The sequence below is a fragment of the Shinella curvata genome, from assembly GCF_022899935.1.
Classification (GTDB): Bacteria; Pseudomonadota; Alphaproteobacteria; order Rhizobiales; family Rhizobiaceae; genus Shinella; species Shinella curvata.
In genome coordinates this window covers 399,025-416,803 of the sequence record NZ_JALJCJ010000003.1, presented here as the reverse complement: position 1 = coordinate 416,803, position 17,779 = coordinate 399,025, and the positions used below count along the sequence as shown (strand labels likewise).

The 17,779-nt window shown below is 64.3% G+C and carries 13 protein-coding genes; 11 read left to right on the top strand and 2 right to left on the bottom strand.

The genetic code is table 11. The features are described from left to right. Nucleotides 1-9 precede the first annotated feature (9 nt). The 3 genes from sppA to MUU55_RS13515 are packed head-to-tail and all read left to right on the top strand — an operon-like array spanning nt 10 to nt 1,652. Complete coding sequence (gene sppA, locus MUU55_RS13525) at nt 10-960, top strand: signal peptide peptidase SppA (protein ID WP_244761265.1); 951 nt, start codon at nt 10-12, stop codon at nt 958-960. A gap of 9 nt (nt 961-969) precedes the next feature. Then, the gene (locus tag MUU55_RS13520) at nt 970-1,287 is read left to right on the top strand and encodes an integration host factor subunit beta (protein ID WP_158565422.1); all 318 of its coding nucleotides are present in this window, start codon (nt 970-972) and stop codon (nt 1,285-1,287) included. Between the two features lie 26 nt (nt 1,288-1,313). Further along, nucleotides 1,314-1,652: a DUF1049 domain-containing protein gene (locus tag MUU55_RS13515; protein WP_244761264.1), complete on the top strand. Its 339-nt coding sequence runs from the start codon at nt 1,314-1,316 to the stop codon at nt 1,650-1,652. A 1-nt stretch (nt 1,653) separates the two neighbouring features. Here MUU55_RS13515 and MUU55_RS13510 read toward each other — a convergent pair whose 3' ends face one another. Next, entirely contained in the window at nt 1,654-2,100 is a 447-nt protein-coding gene (locus MUU55_RS13510) for an SRPBCC family protein (protein WP_244761263.1), read from the bottom strand. Between the two features lie 133 nt (nt 2,101-2,233). Here MUU55_RS13510 and MUU55_RS13505 point away from each other — a divergent pair, with 133 nt between their 5' ends. From MUU55_RS13505 to olsB, 5 genes are all read left to right on the top strand, one after another. Then, nucleotides 2,234-3,331: a class I SAM-dependent methyltransferase gene (locus tag MUU55_RS13505; protein WP_425314174.1), complete on the top strand. Its 1,098-nt coding sequence runs from the start codon at nt 2,234-2,236 to the stop codon at nt 3,329-3,331. Further along, a complete protein-coding gene (locus MUU55_RS13500) occupies nt 3,328-4,182 on the top strand; it encodes a TrmH family RNA methyltransferase (RefSeq protein ID WP_244761262.1) in 855 nt (284 codons plus the stop codon). The genes MUU55_RS13505 and MUU55_RS13500 overlap by 4 nt, the downstream gene beginning before the upstream one ends. After that, complete coding sequence (lspA, locus tag MUU55_RS13495) at nt 4,179-4,670, top strand: signal peptidase II (RefSeq protein WP_244761261.1); 492 nt, start codon at nt 4,179-4,181, stop codon at nt 4,668-4,670. The genes MUU55_RS13500 and lspA overlap by 4 nt, the downstream gene beginning before the upstream one ends. Before the next feature lie 56 nt (nt 4,671-4,726). Further along, on the top strand, nt 4,727-7,009 hold the full coding sequence (locus MUU55_RS13490; protein WP_244761260.1) for a hybrid sensor histidine kinase/response regulator: 2,283 nt from the start codon (nt 4,727-4,729) through the stop codon (nt 7,007-7,009). Between the two features lie 83 nt (nt 7,010-7,092). Next, a complete protein-coding gene (gene olsB / locus MUU55_RS13485; protein ID WP_244761259.1) occupies nt 7,093-7,971 on the top strand; it encodes a l-ornithine N(alpha)-acyltransferase in 879 nt (292 codons plus the stop codon). Nucleotides 7,972-8,103: 132 nt separating this feature from the next. Here the strand turns inward: olsB and MUU55_RS13480 are convergent, their stop codons facing one another. Then, nucleotides 8,104-10,386 (bottom strand): NADP-dependent malic enzyme, encoded by a 2,283-nt coding sequence (locus MUU55_RS13480; protein WP_244761258.1) that lies wholly within the window; start codon nt 10,384-10,386, stop codon nt 8,104-8,106. A gap of 114 nt (nt 10,387-10,500) precedes the next feature. On the opposite strand from MUU55_RS13480, the gene mutS reads away from it, so the two are divergent. From mutS to murJ, 3 genes are all read left to right on the top strand, one after another. Continuing rightward, nucleotides 10,501-13,239 (top strand): DNA mismatch repair protein MutS, encoded by a 2,739-nt coding sequence (mutS, locus tag MUU55_RS13475; protein WP_244761257.1) that lies wholly within the window; start codon nt 10,501-10,503, stop codon nt 13,237-13,239. A gap of 94 nt (nt 13,240-13,333) precedes the next feature. Then, nucleotides 13,334-16,177 (top strand): [protein-PII] uridylyltransferase, encoded by a 2,844-nt coding sequence (locus tag MUU55_RS13470; protein WP_244761256.1) that lies wholly within the window; start codon nt 13,334-13,336, stop codon nt 16,175-16,177. Further along, on the top strand, nt 16,174-17,775 hold the full coding sequence (gene murJ / locus MUU55_RS13465) for a murein biosynthesis integral membrane protein MurJ (protein WP_244761255.1): 1,602 nt from the start codon (nt 16,174-16,176) through the stop codon (nt 17,773-17,775). The genes MUU55_RS13470 and murJ overlap by 4 nt, the downstream gene beginning before the upstream one ends. Nucleotides 17,776-17,779: the final 4 nt, after the last annotated feature.

The following is a 17,779-nucleotide window of genomic DNA, read 5'->3' as shown; positions in this document are numbered from 1 at the left end:
GGACAGGGAATGGATCAATCCGCCATCGCCGACCGCCGGCACCTGCGACGCAAGCTGACCTTCTGGCGCGTCGCTGCCATCGTGATCGCGCTCGCCGCCGTTTTTGCCGCCGCAAGCTGGGGCTGGAAAGACAGGGGCGCGGTCAATCACATCGCCCGCGTCAGCATTTCCGGCATCATCCAGGATGACAGCGAGCTTCTCGAGCGTCTCGACCGGATCGCGAAGAACGACAGGGCCAAGGCGCTTGTCGTGACGATTTCTTCGCCGGGCGGCACGACCTATGGCGGGGAAGTCATCTTCAAGGCGTTGCGCAAGGTGGCGGAAAAGAAGCCTGTCGTTTCCGATGTGCGCACGCTTGCGGCTTCGGCCGGCTACATGATCGCGACGGCCGGCGACACGATCATCGCCGGCGAGAGCTCGATTACCGGTTCGATCGGCGTGCTGTTCCAATATCCGCAGATGAAGGACCTGATGGACAAGATCGGGGTGTCCCTGGAGGAGATCAAGTCGGCGCCGCTGAAGGCTGAACCCTCGCCCTTCCATCCGGCAAGCGAGGAGGCCAAGACAATGATCCGCGCCATGGTGATGGACAGCTACGACTGGTTCGTCGACCTCGTCGTGGAGCGTCGCAAATTGCCGCGCGATCAGGTTTTGCGTCTTGCCGACGGCAGTATCTTCACCGGTCGCCAGGCGCTTGCCGCGAAGCTGGTCGATACGCTCGGCGGCCCGGAGGCGATCCGCGCTTATCTCGATGAACGCAAGGTGGCCGAAGATCTTCCCTTCGTCGACTACGACGCGCCGCGGCGGTCAGGCTTGCCGTTCCTCGGCGGCAGCATCCGGGAATTTGCTCGCTCCATCCTCGGCCTGCCGCTCGATCTTCAGCCGACGATTGAAAAGCTGACCGGGGAAAAGTTGTTTCTTGACGGTCTTGTCTCGGTTTGGCAGGTTGATCACGATTGAAAAACAAGAATTTTTGAGGGGGATACAGTGATCAAGTCGGAACTGGTTCAGATTGTCGCCGCGCGCAATCCCCACCTCTATCACCGCGACGTCGAGAACATCGTCAATGCGGTGCTCGACGAGATCACCGATGCGCTGGCCGCCGGAAACCGCGTCGAACTGCGCGGCTTCGGCGCCTTCTCCGTCAAGAACCGCCCGTCGCGCTCCGGCCGCAACCCGCGCACGGGCGATGCCGTGTTCGTCGAGGAGAAATGGGTGCCCTTCTTCAAGACCGGCAAGGAACTGCGCGAACGTCTCAATCCCGGTCAGGCCGACCAGGACGACTGAGGGCTTCGCGCCAGACAGGTGACGCCATGATCAAGAGAATAGTCAACGTCCTCGTGCTGCTTCCGATCGCTATCGTGCTGATCGTGCTGTCGGTGGCGAACCGCCAATCCGTGACGCTGGCGCTCAATCCCTTCCGTCCTGAGGACAGCGTGCTGTCGGTGACCGCGCCCTTCTTCGTCTATCTCTTCCTCGCCGTGATCTTCGGCCTCGTCATCGGCTCGCTGATCACGTGGTTTGCCCAGGGCAAACACCGCAAACGTGCCCGCGTCGAGGCAGTCGAGGCGGTAAAATGGCATACCGAGGCTGAGAAGCACCGCAACCGCGCCGAGGCCATTGCCTCGCAGGCTGTGCTCCCCGCGAAATAAGTCAGGGCGCGCCGTTCAGCCTTGCGCCAAAATCCGCGAAAAACTGGGTGGCGAGTTTCTTCGACGAGGAATCGATGAGGCGCGAGCCGAGCTGCGCGAGCTTGCCGCCGATCTGCGCCTTGACGTCATAGGCGAGGATCGTGCCGTCGCCGTCTTCGGTGAGGCGCACATCCGCGCCGCCCTTGGCAAAGCCGGCAATGCCGCCCTTGCCCTCGCCTGAAATCGTGTAGCTCTCGGGCGGGTTGAGGTTGGAGAGCGTCACTTCGCCGCTGAAGCTCGCCGAAACCGGGCCGATCTTGATCTTCACGGTCGCTTCGAGTTCCGTCGGTGATTTCAGGATCAGCGACTGACAGCCCGGAATACAGGCTTTCAGGATTTCCGGGTCGTTGAGCGCGGCCCAGACGGCGTCGCGCGGGGCGGCAATGCGTTCTTCGCCGGTCATGTCCATGATCGATCCTCCCTGACCGGTTCGATTTATCGCAATCGGAAAGCGCTTTGCCAAGTGGGGGAGGGATGGTATGGGAGCCGCTTGTTTTCCGGCACTGCCGGCATCCCATCCACCCGATGACGGACGACCCATCGTGAAGGACAGACCCCGCCGGCCGAAGAGCGGCCCCGCCGCGCCCGTGAAAGCCCGTACGCCTTCCAGCGCGCAGGCCTACAGACCGCCGGCCGCCAAAACGCCCGCCTTGAAGCCCGCTTCCGGCAAGGAGACGCGCCCGGCCCCTGAGCTGCCCGCCCGTCCCTTGATGCGCCGTGAGGGCGCAAAGCCGGCCGAACGCCTACCGGTCATTCTCGAGACCGCCGGCTCCGATCAGTATCGTCTGATCGACAGCGGTGCCGGCGAGAAGCTGGAGCAATACGGCCCCTATCGCATCGTGCGCCCCGAGGCCCAGGCGCTCTGGCAGCGCAGCCTGCCGGACAGCATCTGGGACAAGGCCGACGCGCTCTTCACCGGCGATACGGATGAAGACGGTATGGGGCGGTGGAAGTTCCCAAGGGCGGCGCTTGGCGAGACCTGGCCGATGCAGCTGCTCGGCGTCGATTTCCACGGCCGCTTCACCGCCTTCCGCCATGTCGGCGTCTTCCCCGAGCAGCTCGCCCACTGGAGCTGGATGAAGGAGAAGGTCGAGACGGCGGGCCGCCCGGTCAAGGTGCTGAACCTCTTCGGCTATACCGGCGTGGCCTCGCTGGTGGCTGCCTCCGCCGGTGCGGAAGTCACCCATGTCGACGCCTCCAAGAAGGCCATCGGCTGGGCGCGCGAAAACCAGACTTTGGGGCGCATGGACAAGCTGCCGATCCGCTGGATCTGCGAGGATGCGATGAAGTTCATCCAGCGCGAGGAGCGTCGCGGCAGCAAATATGACATCATCCTCACCGATCCGCCGAAATTCGGCCGTGGCCCGAACGGCGAGGTCTGGCATCTCTTCGATCACCTGCCGCTGATGCTCGACATCTGCCGCGAGATCCTGTCGCCCAGGGCGATCGGCCTGGTGCTGACGGCCTATTCGATCCGGGCGAGCTTCTATTCCATCCACGAGCTGATGCGCGAAACGATGCGCGGTGCCGGCGGTACGGTGGAATCCGGCGAACTCGTCATCCGCGAGAGCGGCACGGACGGCAAGGAAGCCGGCCGCGCGCTCTCCACCTCCCTCTTCAGCCGATGGATCAGCGCATGAGCCAGGAACATCACGGGAGCCGCCGCGTCGGTCAGGTGAAGGAGGTCACGAGCCTTTCGAACCCCATCGTCAAGGACATCAAGGCGCTCGCCAACAAGAAGGACCGCGACGAGACGAAGAGTTTCATGGCCGAGGGCCTGAAGCTCGTCATCGACGCACTGGAACTCGGCTTCGAGATCAGGACGCTGGTCTATGCCAAGAACGTGAAGGACAAGCCGCAGGTCGTGCAATGCGCGACGAAGACCGTTGCACGCGGCGGTCTGGTGCTTGAGGTGAGCGAGAAGGTTCTCGCCTCGATCACGCGGCGCGACAATCCGCAAATGGTCGTCGGCATTTTTTCGCAGCGCTGGACCAATCTCCGCGACCTCAGGCCCGGAAACGGCGAGACCTATGTGGCGCTCGACCGCGTGCGCGATCCCGGCAATCTCGGCACGATCATCCGCACGGCCGATGCGGCGGGCGCCAGCGGCGTCATCCTCGTCGGCGAAAGCACCGATCCGTTCTCGATGGAAACCGTGCGCGCCACCATGGGCTCGGTCTTCGCCGTGCCGCTGGTGAAGACCAGCGTGGCGGATTTCCTCGGCTGGAAGAAGGGTGCCGGCGTCTCCGTCGTCGCGACCCATTTGGCCGGCGCCGTCGATTACCGCACCATCGATTACAAGAAGAAACCTGTCGTGCTCCTCATGGGCAACGAACAGTCCGGCCTGCCGGAAGAGCTTGCCCGCGAGGCCGATGCGCTCGCCCGCATCCCGCAGGTCGGCCTTGCGGATTCGCTCAATCTCGCGATCGCGACGGGCGTCATGCTCTTCGAGGCGCGCCGCCACCTGCTGACGCTGGACGCGCGCGCATGAACGACCGCATTCCCCTGATGTCGCGGCCGCTTCCGGTCGTCTCCTTCATCCTGCTCGCGCTTCTCCTCGATCAGGCCGTGAAATTCGCCGTCGAGATGTGGCTGCCCTTCCAGGAAGCGGTGCATGTCTTGCCGATGCTGGCGCTCTACCGCACCTACAATTACGGCGTCGCCTTCTCCATGCTGTCGGGCATGGAGGGCTGGTTCATCGTCACGCTCCGGCTCTTCGTCGTCGGTTTCGTCATCTGGCTGTGGCGCCAGACGCCGAAGCAGCGCGGCTTTGCCCATGCGGGCTATGCCTTCATCATCGCCGGCGCCTTCGGCAATCTCATCGACCGAGCGCTGTTCGGCTATGTCATCGACTACATACTCTTCTACACCGAGACCTGGTCGTTTGCCGTCTTCAATCTCGCCGACAGTTTCATCACCATCGGCGCCGGCCTTGTCATCCTCGACGAGCTGCTCTTGCTGCGCCGCCGGGATCGCTAAGATTTTAGCGACTTGCTGAAGCGGATTTGAACGGTCCGCGTGATAAGCGGATCGTCATGAGCGAACCCGTCAAGCTACAGAACCGGCTCCAGGCCGAATTTGCGGAAGCGTCGCGCCGTTCCGCCCGCACCGGATTCCAGGCGGATAGGGTGCCCGAACCCTCCGACGTGGACGTTGATATCGTCGCGCCGCGCCCGGAGCCGGAAAGCCATGCGACGGTTCGAAGTGTGATCGCCGGTGTTGGCCTGCTTTCGGCCGCACTTGTCCTGGCGACCGGCATGGTGACGGGCTTCTACATCGCTGCCGCCGTGCTCGGCCTTGCCGGCATTGCAGGGGGCGTGTTTCTCTACCGTACCCGTCGCCCGACCGCTGCCGAGACCGATCACGACCGGTCCTGGGAGCGCAGCGAGACCTCGCAAATCCTCTCCGCCATTCATGACGTTCTCGGCGATATCGTCGTCATGCGCGCACTCGATGGCCGAATCCTGCGGGCCAATGCTGTTCTGTCCGATCTTACCGGCGTGTCCGATCTGGAAGGGAAGACCTGCGAGGACATCGGCCTTACCTTCCGATCGCAGGCGATCGCCCATCGCTACGATGTCGACGTGAACGGCCCGGCCGGAAAGCGCATCTATTCCTGGCATGACGTCACTGTGCGCGATCCTTCGTCTGGCGACCTGGTCGTGCATTCCATCGCCCGCGACGTGACGGAAGAGCGCCGCGCGGAAGGCGAGCGCGAACGCGCCCGCCAGCGCGCCGAGGAGGCGAGTGCCGCCAAGTCGCGTCTGCTCGCCACCGTCAGCCACGAAATCCGTACGCCTTTGTCAGGCATTCTCGGCATGTCGCACCTCATCGGGCAGACGCGCCTGACGGCCGAGCAGAAGAATTATCTGGCCGGTATCCGCCAGTCCGGCCATGCGCTGGTACAGCTCGTCGACGATCTCCTGGATTTTTCCACCATCGAGGCGGGCCGATTCCAGCTGCGCCCGTCGGAGGAGCCGGTGCGCCCGATGCTGGAAAGCGTCGTGGAAATGCTGTCGCATCGCGCCCACGACAAGGGTATCGAGATCGGCTCCTTCGTCTCGCCCGAGGTGCCGGGCCTTTTGACCTATGACGCGCCGCGCCTGCGCCAAGTGCTCTACAATGTCGTCGGCAATGCCGTGAAATTCACCCATACCGGCGGCGTTTCGCTGGAAACGACGCTGGAGCGCGGCGCCGTCGTCATCCGCGTCGCGGATACCGGCCCCGGCATGAATGCCGAGGAGCAGGCGCGCATCTTCGAAGAGTTCGAGCAGACCGGCAGCGCCGCGCAGCGCAGCGGCGGCACGGGTCTCGGCCTTGCCATATCCGCCCGCATCCTCAGCGAGGCTGGCGGTGCGCTGACGCTGGAAAGCACGCCCGGCAAGGGCTCGACCTTCACCATCCGCATGCCGGTCGATGCCCGAAAAACCGTTGGCGGCACCTCCCGCAAGGGCGTGCTGAAGGGCAGTCTCGTCTTCCTGCTGGCGCCTGCGGGGCCTGCCTCCACAGCGCTGGTGCGTACCATCGATGCGCTCGGTGGCCGTTGCCATCTTGCCGGTTCCGTGGACGAGGCTTTCGATGTGTTGCAGGGCCTTTCCGGCCGCAAGGCCGAATTGACGGATATCATCGTCGACAACCGGCTTGCCGGCGTCTTCCGTCGCGAGCTCGCCGATCTCAACTATATCAAGGAGAGCCGCGCCCGCCGCATCTACCTTGTCAATCCGGAGGAGCGGACCGGCCGCGCCATCGGCAATGGCGAAGGCTACGATTCCTGGCTGATCCGCCCGTTGCGCGAGCGCTCGCTCGTCGAGGTTCTGCGCGGCCGCATGAAGGGCATCGAGGTGCGCGATGCGATCAACGACAACAGGCCGATCCTGAAGGACCTGCCGCAACTGGCCGAGCCCACCCCGTCATCAGCCACGGGCGCGCGCATCCTGCTTGCGGAGGACGATCCGGTCAATGCCATGCTGGTGCGCGCGGTTCTGGAGCGTGCCGGCCATACGGTGCGCCATGTGCCCGATTATCCTGCGCTCGTCTCGGCACTGGCCGGCGCCACCGATGCCGGGCCGTTTGCGGCCGATCTCATCGTAACCGACCTCGGCATGCCCGGCGGTGACGGCAGGGACATGATCGCCCGTATCGTGCAGCGTGACTACGGCAACGCCCGCCTGCCGGTCATCGTGCTCACGGCCGACAGCCGGGCGGGGCTTGCCGAGGACCTGCTTTCCGTCGGGGCCGACGCGGTGCTCGCCAAGCCGGCCGACCCCGCGCAGCTCATCGCGGAAATATCGCGCCTCGCCCGTTATGTGACAGCTTGATCTTCTCAAGCCGTCCCTGCGTCATTATCTTGTTGCAGAATCGTGGTTAAACCCACGGAGTTCCTGATAACGGGTATACTGCCATGACGCTCGACCTTGCCCAGACCATCGCCCCGGTGGAGATCGCCCAGAAGACCGTTCCGGTCGCGGGACGTTCGGGAACGGACGTGCTCGGCCGCATCGGCAACCTGGAAACGCGCATCGCCCGCTCCGTAACCGAGATCGACGCCGCCCAGGCCGTGCGCTACCGCGTTTTTGCGGAGGAAATGAATGCCCGGCTGTCGTCGGATGCCGTGCGCCGCAAGCGCGACATCGATGCCTGGGACATGGTCTGCGACCATCTGCTCGTGCTCGACACCTCGATCGAGGGCGACGCGGAAGAGCAGATCGTCGGCACCTATCGTCTGCTCCGCCAGGATGTCGCCGCCGTCTCCGGCGGCTTCTATTCCCAGTCGGAATTCGATGTCGATACGCTGATCGCCCGCCATCCGGAAAAGCGTTTCATGGAGCTCGGCCGTTCCTGCGTGCTTCCGGCCTATCGCACCAAGCGCACGGTCGAACTGCTCTGGCAGGGCAACTGGGCCTATGCGCTGAAGCACGGCATAGATGTGATGTTCGGCTGCGCCTCCTTCCATGGCGTCGTGCCGGAGGAGCATGCGCTGGCGCTCTCCTTCCTGCATCACAATGTGCAGGCGAAGGATGAATGGGATGTCCTGGCGCGTCCTGAACTCTTCCGCACCATGGATCTGATGCCGCCCGAAGGCATCGATGCGCGCAAGGCGCTCTCCGCCATGCCGCCGCTCATCAAGGGCTATCTGCGCCTCGGCGCCACCGTCGGCACCGGCGCCGTCGTCGATCATGGCTTCAACACGACGGACGTTCTCATCGTGTTGCCGATCGGCAAGATTTCCGGCCGCTATCTCAATTACTACGGCGCGGACGCCGGACGGTTTGCAAGCTAGAGGATTGCCGGTGAGTTCTGGTTCACCGGAAATGCTCAGGCGATCGCCTTGCTGCAAGGTTTCATGAAGGTCGGCACACTCCGATTTGCCGCCCGTCCCGGTCTGCGGGGCGGGCGGTTTTTTCAGATAGGCTCAGCCGGCATTATGGGCGGCTAGCGTCGCCATGTTGACGATGTCGCTGTCCTTCGCGCCCATCGAGACAATCTGCACGGACTTGTCGAGGCCGACGAGCATCGGGCCGATGACCGTCGAGCCGCCGAGTTCCTGCAGCATCTTGGTCGAAATCGACGCCGAGTGGAATGCCGGCATGACGAGCACGTTGCCCGGCCCGGAGAGCCGGCAGAACGGATACTGTTCCATGATGCGGGCGTTCAGCGCCACATCCGCCGCCATCTCGCCATCATACTCGAAATCGACGCGCCGGCGGTCGAGGATTTTCACGGCTTCCCGCACCCGCTCGGACCGTTCCCCCGAGGGATGGCCGAAGGTCGAGTAGGCGAGCATCGCGACACGCGGCTCATAGCCGAGGCGGCGCGCGAGACCTGCCGCTTCCTCGGCGATGTCGGCGAGTTCTTCCGACGACGGCATGTCGTGTACCGCCGTGTCGGCAACCAGCACCGCACGACCCCGGCAGAGAGCCAGCGAGGCGCCGATGACCCGGTGGCCGGGCTTGGCGTCGATGCAGCGGCGCACGTCCTCGAGCGCGGTGGAGTAGTTGCGCGTCAGGCCGGTGACCATAGCGTCCGCATCCCCCAGCGCCACCATGCAGGCGGCGAAATGATTGCGGTCGTTATGGATCAGGCGCTGGGCATCGCGGTACAGGAAGCCGTTTCGCTGAATGCGGGCGTAGAGGTAGTCGATATAGACATCGTTGCGCGTCGAGATGCGCGCATTGAGAAGCTCGATGCCCGGCCGGTCGAGATCGATGCCGGCGCGTTCGGCGACTTCCCGCATCCGGTCGTCGCGGCCGACGAGGATCGCGGTGCCGAGCTGCTGGTTGGCATAGGAAACGGCGGCGCGCATCATCTGCTCTTCCTCGCCCTCGGCGAAGACGACCCGCTTGGGATGGCGGCGCACGCGGGCATAGATCTGCTGCAGCGTCGAGGCGATGGGGTCCCGGCGCGCCCTGAGATCGCGCGCATAGGCGTCGAGGTCGGGAATGTTCTTGCGTGCGACGCCGGTGTCCATCGCGGCCTTGGCGACGGCGACGGGGATCGCCGAGATCAGGCGCGGATCGAAGGGCACGGGAATGATGTACTGTGCGCCGAACCGCGGGCGAACCCCCTGATAGGCGGCGGCGACATCGTCGGGCACGTCTTCCTTGGCGAGCTTGGCGAGCGCCTCGGCGGCGGCGATCTTCATCGCGTCGTTGATCGTGGATGCGCGCACGTCGAGCGCACCGCGGAAGATATAGGGGAAGCCGAGCACGTTGTTGACCTGGTTCGGATAGTCCGAACGGCCGGTTGCAACGATCGCGTCATCGCGGATCCGGGCGACTTCTTCCGGCGTGATTTCCGGATCGGGGTTTGCCATCGCGAAGATGATCGGGCGCGGCGCCATGGCGCGGATCATGTCTTCCGTGAATGCGCCCTTGGCCGAGAGGCCGAACACCACGTCGGCGCCTTCCATCGCCTCGGCCAGTGACCGCCGGTCGGTCTTGACGGCATGGGCGGACTTCCACTGATTCATGCCGTCTTCACGGCCCTGGTAGATTACGCCCTTGGTGTCGCAGAGGATGACGTTGTCGGGGGCGAAGCCCATCGACTTGATGAGTTCGATGCAGGCGATGGCGGCCGCACCCGCGCCATTGCAGACGAGCTTGGTCGTCTTGAAGTCGCGGCCGGTCAGCGCCAGCGCATTGATCAGGCCGGCGGCGGCGATGATGGCGGTGCCGTGCTGGTCGTCGTGGAAGACCGGGATGTCCATCAGCTCGCGCAGACGCTGCTCGATGATGAAACAGTCGGGCGCCTTGATGTCCTCAAGGTTGATGCCGCCGAAGGACGGGCCGAGATAGCGCACGCAGTTGATGAATTCGTCGACATTTTCCGTGTCGACCTCGAGGTCGATGGAATCGACGTCGGCAAAGCGCTTGAAGAGGACGGACTTGCCTTCCATGACGGGCTTGGAGGCCAGCGCCCCGAGATTGCCGAGACCGAGAATGGCGGTGCCGTTCGAGATGACGGCGACCATGTTGCCGCGCGTCGTGTAGTCGTAGGCAGTCGACGGGTCTTCCGCGATCGCCTTCACCGGCACGGCGACGCCGGGCGAGTAGGCAAGCGACAGGTCGCGCTGTGTCGCCATCGGCTTGGTGGGCGTGATCTCGAGCTTTCCGGGGCGGCCGGACGAATGGAAGTCCAGCGCTTCCTGGTCCGTGACGGTTGCTCTCTTGCGATCTGTTTTGTCGGTTCCCGGCATATTCCCCCCTTCACACTCCTGTGGGCGATAGGCCCATAGCTTCTTACAGCTGTTGTTTTCTATATCGCTGCATGGCTAGGGTGACACCTCTTTTTTAGGAAGAACAGACTCTCCGTGAACGATCAGATCGCGCGCCAAAACGATATCCTCACGACATCCGAGCTTGCCAGCGACGAAAGCCGCGCATCGGCGACGCCGATGATGGAGCAATATATCGAGATCAAGGCTGCCAATCCCGACAGCATGCTGTTCTACCGCATGGGGGATTTCTACGAGCTGTTCTTCCAGGATGCGGTGGATGCGTCGCGTGCGCTCGGCATCACGCTGACGAAGCGCGGCCAGCATATGGGCCTCGACATTCCGATGTGCGGCGTGCCGGTCCATGCGGCCGACGATTATCTCCAGAGACTGATCGCCGTCGGCTTTCGCGTCGCGGTCTGCGAGCAGGTGGAAGATCCGGCCGAGGCGAAGAAGCGTGGCTCCAAGTCCGTGGTGCGCCGCGATGTCGTGCGCCTCGTCACACCCGGCACGTTGACCGAGGAAAAGCTGCTCTCGCCGTCGGATGCCAACTATCTCATGGCCGTCTCGCGCATCCGCGGCGGCTCGGAGCCCTCCATGGCGCTTGCCTGGATCGATATTTCCACCGGCATCTTTCGTCTGTCCGAAACCGCCCAGGGGCAGCTTCTCGCCGATATCCTGCGCATCGATCCGCGCGAACTGATCGTGCCGGATACGCTGTTCTACGATCCCGAGTTCCGTCCGGTCCTCGATGTGCTGGGCCGCGTCGCCGTGCCCCAGCCGGCCGTGCTGTTCGACAGCGCGACGGCGGAAGGCCGCATCGCCCGTTATTTCGGTGTCTCGACGCTCGATGGCTTCGGCAGCTTCTCCCGAGCAGAGTTTGCGGCCGCCTCTGCCGCCATCGCCTATGTCGAGAAGACGCAGATCGCCGAGCGCCCGCCGCTCGGCCGGCCGGAGCGCGAAAGCTCCGCCTCGACGCTGTTCATCGACCCCGCCACCCGCACCAATCTTGAGCTCGTGCGCACGCAATCGGGCGATCGCAATGGCACGCTGCTGAAGGCCATTGACCGCACCGTGACGAGCGGTGGCGCGCGTCTGCTCGCCGAGCGTCTGATGTCGCCGCTGACCGACCCTGACGTCATCAATGTCAGGCTCGATTCCATTGCAAAGCTCGCCGACCGTCCCTCCTTCTGCGAGGATCTGCGCCGGACGCTGAAACGGATCCCGGATATGCCGCGCGCGCTGTCACGCATCGCGCTCGGCCGGGGCGGCCCGCGCGATCTCGGCGCCATTCTGCAAGGTCTGTCCAGCGCTGCGGACATCGCGGGGTTGATGGCGGCCGAAGAGCTGGAGGGGGAACTCGCCGCCGCCCGTACAGCCATCGCGGCACTGCCGGTCGACCTCTCGCACCGCCTGTCCTTCATGCTTGCCGACGAGCTGCCGCTCCTGAAGCGCGACGGTGGCTTCATCCGGGAAGCGGCTGATAGCGAGCTGGACGAGGTCCGGGCGCTGCGCGACCAGTCCCGCCGCGTCATCGCCGGCCTGCAACTGCAATATGCCGAGGAAACGGGCGTCAAGTCGCTGAAGATCAAGCACAACAATGTGCTCGGCTATTTCATCGAGGTCTCCGCGGGCAATGCATCTGCGCTGACTGACGGTGACGAGGCGAAGGCCCGCTTCATCCACCGCCAGACCATGGCGGGCGCGATGCGCTTCACCACGACAGTGCTGTCGGAACTCGAAACCAAGATCGCCAATGCCGCCGACCGGGCGCTTGCCATCGAGCTTGCGGCCTTCGACGGCCTGGTCGAGGCCGTCGTTTCCGAGGCGGAAGCCATCAAGGCGGCCGCCCGCGCGCTTGGCATCGTCGATGTCTCGGTGGGGCTCGCAGCACTTGCCGAGGAGCAGGCCTATTGCCGCCCGGTTGTCGACAGTTCCACCATGTTCGCCATCGTCGGCGGGCGCCACCCCGTCGTCGAGCAGGCGCTGCGCCGCCAGCATGCCGCCGCCTTCGTCGCCAATTCCTGCGACCTCTCGCCTGCGGACGGCAAGAGCCATGGCGCGATCTGGCTTCTGACCGGCCCGAACATGGGCGGTAAGTCGACCTTCCTGCGCCAGAACGCTCTCATCGCCATCCTTGCGCAGATGGGGTCCTACGTGCCGGCCGAGAGCGCCCATATCGGTATAGTCGATCGTCTCTTCTCGCGCGTCGGTGCTTCGGACGATCTGGCGCGCGGCCGCTCCACCTTCATGGTGGAAATGGTCGAGACGGCGGCGATCCTCAACCAGGCGACCGACCGTTCGCTCGTCATTCTCGACGAAATCGGCCGCGGCACCGCCACCTTCGACGGCCTGTCCATCGCCTGGGCGTCGGTCGAGCACCTGCACGAGGGCAATCGCTGCCGCGGTCTTTTCGCCACGCATTTCCATGAGCTGACCGTGCTTTCGGAAAAGCTAGCCCGCCTTTCCAACGCCACAATGCGCGTCAAGGAGTGGGATGGCGACGTGATCTTTCTGCACGAGGTCGGGCCGGGGGCGGCGGATCGTTCCTACGGCATCCAGGTGGCGCGGCTTGCCGGCCTTCCCGCCTCGGTCGTTGCGCGTGCAAAGGATGTGCTGGCCAAGCTCGAGGATGCCGACCGCAAGAATCCGGCAAGTCAGCTCATCGATGATCTGCCGCTGTTTCAGGTTGCGGTGCGCCGCGAGGAGATGAAGCGCGACGCAGCGCCGTCGAAAGTCGAGGGGCTCGTCAGAGACCTCAACCCTGATGATATGACGCCGCGTGAGGCGCTGGATGCGCTCTATGCGCTGAAGAAAGAACTTGGCAATCGCTAACGGCTAGGATCATTGTCCTCGCGTGCTGAAAGGGTCTATAGGCATGCGAACCGAACGGGCGATGGACGAGAAGCGGGACGCAGGCCGGCATTCAATGGAACACAAGCTCTTGGCGCCGGCTCAGTCCGGTCTTCTCGACGTGCCGGCGCTGCGCGCCAAATGCGAATTCATCGCCAGCACCAATGCCGATTACCGTGACCGCATGCGCAGCGCGTTGCTGGCCGAATTCAAGGCGGCCAACGCCGCCGGCCGCGAACGCGCCCGCGAACTGCTTTTCGCCGATGGCAGCGGCCTGCAATGCGCTGCCCGCATTTCCTGGCTGCAGGACCAGCTGATTGCCGTCCTGCATGATTTTGCGCTCAACCATGTCTTCAGTGCCGGCCAGGCGTCACCGGCAACGCGCATCACGGTGACGGCGGTCGGCGGCTATGGCCGCGGCACGCTGGCGCCGGGCTCGGATATCGATCTGCTCTTTCTGCTGCCGGTAAAACCTGCCGCCTGGAGCGAGCCGGCGATCGAGTTCATGCTCTACATCCTGTGGGATCTGGGCTTCAAAGTCGGCCACGCCACCCGCAATCTGGAAGAGTGCATCCAGCTCTCCAAGAGCGACATGACGATCCGCACCGCGATCCTCGAAGCGCGCTATATCGGCGGCTCGGTCGCGCTGTTCGAGGAACTGGCGGTGCGTTTCGACCGCGAGATCGTGCGCGGCACCGGGCCGGAATTCATCGCCGCCAAACTTGCCGAGCGCGACGAGCGCCACCGCAAGGCCGGGGATACGCGCTACCTCGTCGAACCGAACGTCAAGGAAGGCAAGGGCGGGCTTCGCGACCTGCACACGCTGTTCTGGATCGCCAAATATTTCTATCACATCAAGGATCCGGCGGAGCTGGTGAAGCTCGGCGTGCTTTCCAGGCAAGAATACAAGCTCTTCCAGAAAGCGGACGATTTCCTCTGGGCCGTGCGCTGCCACATGCATTTCCTGACAGGCAAGGCGGAGGAGCGCCTGTCCTTCGACATCCAGCGCGAGATTGCCGAATGCCTTGGCTACCAGCCGCATCCGGGCCTCTCCGCCGTCGAGCGCTTCATGAAGCACTACTTTCTCGTCGCCAAGGATGTCGGTGATCTCACGCGCATCTTCTGTGCCACGCTGGAAGACCAGCAGGCCAAAGAGGCGCCCGGCATCACGGCGGTCATCAGCCGCTTCACCCGGCGCACGCGGAAAATCGCCGGCACGCTGGACTTCCTTGAAGACCGCGGCCGCATCACGATCGCCGATCCCGACGTCTTCAAGCGCGACCCCGTCAATATCATCAGGCTCTTCCATATCGCCGATCTCAACGGTCTGGAGTTCCACCCGGACGCGCTGAAGCTGGTGACGCGCTCGCTTGCGCTGATCAACGGCGCGGTGCGCGAAAACGACGAGGCTAACCGCCTCTTCCTGTCCATCCTGACGTCGCCGCGCGATCCGGCGCTCCTTCTGCGCCGTATGAACGAGGCCGGCGTGCTCGGCCGGTTCATTCCGGAATTCGGCAAGATCGTCGCGATGATGCAGTTCAACATGTATCATCACTACACGGTCGATGAACATCTGATCCGCTCTGTTGGCGTACTGGCCAATATCGACCAGGGGCGCGAGAAGGATGCCCACCCGCTGAGCTACCAGCTCATGCCCTCGATCGAGGACCGCATCCCGCTTTATGTCGCCGTGCTGCTGCATGACATCGCCAAGGGCCGGCCGGAGGATCACTCCGAGGCGGGCGCCAAGGTAGCGCGAAAACTCTGCCCGCGCTTCGGCCTGTCGCCCAAGCAGACGGAGCTGGTCGTCTGGCTGATCGAGGAACACCTGACCATGTCGATGGTCGCGCAGACGCGTGACCTCAACGACCGCAAGACCATCGTCGATTTCGCCGAGAAGGTGCAGTCGATGGAGCGGCTGAAGATGCTGCTGGTTCTGACGGTCTGCGATATCCGTGCCGTTGGCCCCGGCGTGTGGAACGGCTGGAAGGGGCAGCTGCTGCGCACGCTCTACTACGAAACGGAATTGCTGATTTCCGGCGGTTTTTCCGAGTTGTCGCGGAAGGAGCGCGCCCAGGCGGCCCGCGAGATCCTGTCCGATGCGCTGCCGGCCGACTGGAGCCAGAAGGACCGCAAGATCTATACGAAGCTGCACTACGATCCCTACCTGCTGACGGTCTCGCTGGAGGATCAGGTGCGCCACGCGAACTTCATCCGCGAGACGGACAAGGCCAGGCAGACGCTGGCGACGATGGTGCGCACCCATTCTTTCCACGCCATCACCGAAATCACGGTGCTCTCGCCGGACCATCCGCGCCTGCTGACGGTGATTGCCGGCGCCTGCGCTGCCGCCGGCGCCAACATCGTCGATGCGCAGATTTTCACCACATCGGACGGTCGCGCGCTCGACACGATCCTCGTCACCCGCGAATTCCCCAACGACGCCGACGAGACCCGTCGGGCCGGCACGATCGGCCGGATGATCGAGGACGTGCTGTCGGGGCGCAAACGTCTGCCGGAAGTGATCGCGACCCGAACCAGGAGCCGCAAGCGCAGCCGCACCTTCACCGTCTCCCCGGCCGTCACCATCTCCAACACGCTGTCGAACAAGTTCACCGTCATCGAGATCGAGTGCCTCGACCGTCCGGGTCTGCTCTCGGAGGTCACGGCCGTGCTGTCCGACCTCTCGCTCGACATCGCCTCGGCGCATATCACCACCTTCGGCGAGAAGGTGATCGATACCTTCTACGTCACCGACCTCGTCGGCCAGAAGGTCACCAATGAGAGCCGGCACGCCAACATCGTCGCCCGGTTGAAGGCCGTGATGGCCGACGAGGCGGACGAGCTGCGCGACCGCATGCCGCCCGGCATGATCGCGCCGGTCGCGCCGACGCCAAGAAGGGTCAAGGCACAACAATGAGTCTGGTCAAGAAATTCGCGACCGTCGGCGGCGCGACGCTCGGCAGCCGCGTGCTCGGCTTTGCCCGCGAAACGCTGATGGCCGCAGCGCTCGGCACCGGTCCGATGGCCGACGCCTTCTACGCCGCCTTCCGCTTCCCCAACCTCTTCCGCCGCCTCTTCGCCGAGGGTGCCTTCAACGCCGCCTTCGTACCGCTCTTCGCCAAGGAGATCGAGGACGGTGGTCTGGACGGCGCAAAGCGCTTCTCCGAAGAGGTCTTCGGCGTCCTATTTTCCGTGCTCCTGATGCTGACCGTCGCGATGCAGCTGCTCATGCCGCTCATCGTCGCCTGGATCATCGCGCCCGGCTTCGTTGGCGATGCGGAAAAGTTCGATGTGACGGTCAAGCTCGCCGTCGTCATGTTCCCCTATCTCATGTGCATGTCGCTGACGGCGATGCTGTCGGGCATGCTGAACTCGCTGCACCACTATTTCGCCGCCGCCATCGCTCCCGTCTTCCTCAACGTCGTGCTGATCGGCGCGCTTGGTTATGCGCTTTGGGACGGCGCCTCGCCGCTGGAGACGGCCTGGTATCTTTCGTGGGGCGTGCTCGTCTCCGGTCTTCTGCAGATGGCCGTTCTCTATGCCGGCGTGCGCCAGGCCGGCATGAGGATCGGTTTTCGCCGCCCGCGCATCACGCCCAACGTCAAGCGCCTGCTGTGGCTCGCCTTCCCGGCGGCCATCACCGGCGGCATCACCCAGATCAACCAGTTGATCGGCCAGATGATCGCCTCCACCAGGGACGGTGCGATCTCGGCCCTGCAATATGCCGACCGCGTCTACCAGCTGCCGCTCGGCGTCGTCGGCATCGCCGTCGGCGTGGTGCTTCTGCCGGAACTGGCGCGTGCGCTGAAGGGGGGGCACGAGCGCGAGGCCGGCAATCTGCAGAACCGCTCGATGGAATTCGTGCTGTTCCTGACGCTGCCCGCTGCCGCCGCGCTGTGGGTTATCTCCGATGAGATCGTGCGCGTGCTGTACGAGCGTGGCGCCTTCAGCCCGGAAACCACCTCCGTCGTTGCCGGAACGCTCGCCATCTATGGCCTTGGCCTGCCCGGTTTCGTGATGATAAAGGCGCTCAATCCAGGCTTCTTCGCCCGCGAGGATACCAAGACGCCGATGCGCATCACCCTGCTGTCGGTGGTCATCAACTGCGTGCTCGCCGTCTCGCTCTTCCCATTGTTCCATGAGCGTGGCATCGCCACCGCCGAAACCGTCTCCGGCTGGCTGACGGCGGTGCTGCTCTTCGTGACGCTGGTGCGTCGCGGCCATTGGCCGCTGGAGATGGCGCTGCTGTGGCGCGTGGCGCGCCTGCTGATCTCCGCGATCATCATGGCCGTTGCGCTGGAATATGCCTCCGGCTATCTCGCGCATCGCCTGGCGCCGACCTCGTCGCTCTACGAGCAACTGTCGGCCCTCGGCCTGTTGATCGGTCTGGCCATGGTCGTCTATTTCTCGATCGCGTTCCTCATCGGCGGCGCCGATCTCGGGATGATCCGCCGCAACATGAAGCGCCGGCCGCGCACCGAGAACGCGCCGCCGGATGGCGGATCGGCGGAGTAGGCCA